Here is a 2,420-nt window from a genome sequence, read left to right as displayed (position 1 = left end):
CCGAACGTACTCCGCGCCCGCGTCAGCCGGCCGGAACGTTGTCGACGTGGGGATGCCGTCGATCAATGATCCCGGTCGCCGTGCGGACTCCCGTTGGATCTTCTCGTGGAGGGGGCTGGCGCTTCAGGACCCGAAGGTTCATAATTATCTTATGATCATCGTGAGGTAGATACATATGGCCTCCCTCCGGACTCAGATCGCGAGGTTCCCGTCATGACCACCGCCGTCGTCACCCGCGGCCTCGTCGACCCCTCCCGCGCCACCGGCGACGAGGCGACCGTGGCGAGCACGCCATCGAGGCAAGCCGGCCTGCACAACGCCTTCGGATGGGGGCCACGCCTGGCCGCCACCGGCGTCACCTTCGACGTGATCACGGTCGACATGCCCCTGGGCCTGGCGGCGTTGCAACTGCTGCGCGGGCGGGACATGCCGCTCGGCCCGGTGATCCTCGACGACCGGTGGCGCCGTATCGGCTTCCTGGTGCCGCCTCAGCGCGACGACCCCGTCCCCGAGGTCGAACTGCGCTGCGGCCCGCGTCAGGTGGGAGTCGGCGCGTGGGTCGTGCTGCCCACCGGCGACCAGGACACCATGGTGACGTGGCTGCAGCCACCCGCAGCCGGCGACCACCTCACCCCGACCGGGATCGTCCGCGAGGCCCTCCGCGAGGCCGCGACCACCCTCGGCACAGCAAACCCCCGGGCCTGATCCACTACTCCCCCGGCGCGTCTCCACCTCGCTGACCCCCACGTCAAGAAGGCCGGAGTGCGCGCGAAATCCAGATGGACGGCGTGGGCCCTGGTCACAAACCACCCTCCCGCTCACCCTGACGAACGACTCGGGCCGCAGCGAACCGGAACGACCTCGGCACCCCATCGGACTCGGATCTCGTTCCGAACGATCAGCAACTCCATTCGGCTTGCAGGAGTCGGTGGGGAATGCCGTCGGTCCAGCGGGCGGTGAGGGCGAAGCCGGCGGTGAGGCGGCCGAGTTCGTCGGCGGCCATGACGCCGCGGTCGCCGTCGACGACGACGACGAGGTTGTCGTCGGCGTGGTCGAGGTAGGGGTGGCCGCTGTGGTTGGCGGAGACCAGGCAGGGACGCACGTGCGCGGGGCCGAGGGCGGCGAACGCCTCGGGTGTGAGGAGGTCGCGCAACATCGCGAGGGAGGGGGCGATGTCATCGGTGGAGCCCCCTGTTCGGACCCATGCCGTGATGTCTTCGCGCGAGGTCAGCCGGTTGGCGAGGACGCTGTCCCCGGAGCATTTGAGATAGCGGCGGCCGTCGGGGTAGCGCAGCGGGGACATGACGATGCCGCCGTAGCGGATCTCGCCGTCGCGCTGCTTGAGGTACATGATCGCGGGCATGTCGTCGGCGACCGGGTCGGGGGCTTCGACGAGGACGACGGTCGCGCCGAGCGTGTCCATCGCGAGCCTGCGGTCGAGCAGTCCGCCCGCGTTGGTGGAGGCGCCGGTGGCCAGGACGACCGTGTCGGCGGTCCACGTCGCGCCCGAGCGTGCCGTGACGCGGCGGCCGGTGCCCGCGATGCTTGTCGAGACGACCTCGTCGCGGACGAGGGTGGCCCCGGCCGCGGTGGCGGCGGCGAGTTCGGCGGCGGTCAGGTCGCGGGGGTTGACGATGTACGCGTCGCGCTGCACGACCGCGACGTGCCCCGGTTCGAAGCGCAACCGCGGGTACGCCGCGCGGAGTTGATCCTCGTCGAGGCGTTCCACCGGGCGGCCGACGTCGGCGGCGTTGCCTGCGAGCCGGTCGAGGTCGAACCATTCGGACAGGTCCGGGTCGTGCAGGCTCCGCGGCATGACGGCGAGCGAATGCGAGGGCTTGGTGAAGGAGATGCCGGTCCGCTCGGCGAGTTCGGCGAAGCGGTCGATGGACCGGCTTGCGAGCAACGCGGCGACGAGGGGGACCTCGAGGACGTGGCCCATGCGCCCCTGGTCGTAGTGGCCGGCCCAGACGCCCTCGTGGTCGATGTGGGTCGCGGGCTCCGCGGGGCCGATCACCACGGTGCGGGCGCCTTGGTCGGCGAGGTGCCGTGCGGTGGCCGCGCCGATGGGCCCCGCACCGACGACGGCGACGTCGAATCGGTCCGTGGATGCGCTCATGGACTGCCCTGCTTTCCTGACGATGGGTTCGGACCTGTCACTCGTGCGACGAGCGGATCCGGGGTTTTGGGAATCGCGGAAGTCCGCGCCGTGGTCGAGGCGGGTTTGGCGGGCGCCCGCGCGTCGAGGTGAACGCCGGTGTGGGCGAGCGGACGGGCGCCGTGTCGGCCCTCGCCGGTGGCGACGGACACGACCCGCTGTCCTACGCCCGGATCATGGAGGAGCTCGGCTTCAGCTGCCTCGACAACGGGCTACTGATGGCGCTGGGGGCGCATGTCCTCGCGGTGGCACTGCCGATCCT

The 2,420-nt window shown here is 70.9% G+C and carries 2 protein-coding genes; one reads left to right on the top strand and one right to left on the bottom strand.

Going from position 1 to position 2,420, the window contains the following annotated elements:
* The first annotated feature begins 213 nt into the window (after positions 1–213).
* Positions 214–705 carry a hypothetical protein gene (locus ACFXMF_RS47495; RefSeq protein ID WP_360314081.1) on the top strand — a complete coding sequence of 164 codons (492 nt, stop codon included), beginning with the start codon at positions 214–216 and terminating at the stop codon, positions 703–705.
* A 193-nt stretch (positions 706–898) separates the two neighbouring features.
* Here the strand turns inward: ACFXMF_RS47495 and ACFXMF_RS47490 are convergent, their stop codons facing one another.
* Positions 899–2,119: an NAD(P)/FAD-dependent oxidoreductase gene (locus ACFXMF_RS47490; RefSeq protein ID WP_379992838.1), complete on the bottom strand. Its 1,221-nt coding sequence runs from the start codon at positions 2,117–2,119 to the stop codon at positions 899–901.
* Positions 2,120–2,420 lie beyond the last annotated feature (301 nt).

The organism is Embleya sp. NPDC059213 (assembly GCF_042754445.1).
Lineage (GTDB): Bacteria > Actinomycetota > Actinomycetes > Streptomycetales > Streptomycetaceae > Embleya.
The sequence above is the reverse complement of the archived record's forward strand: the minus strand, read 5'-3'. Positions and strand labels throughout refer to the sequence as shown.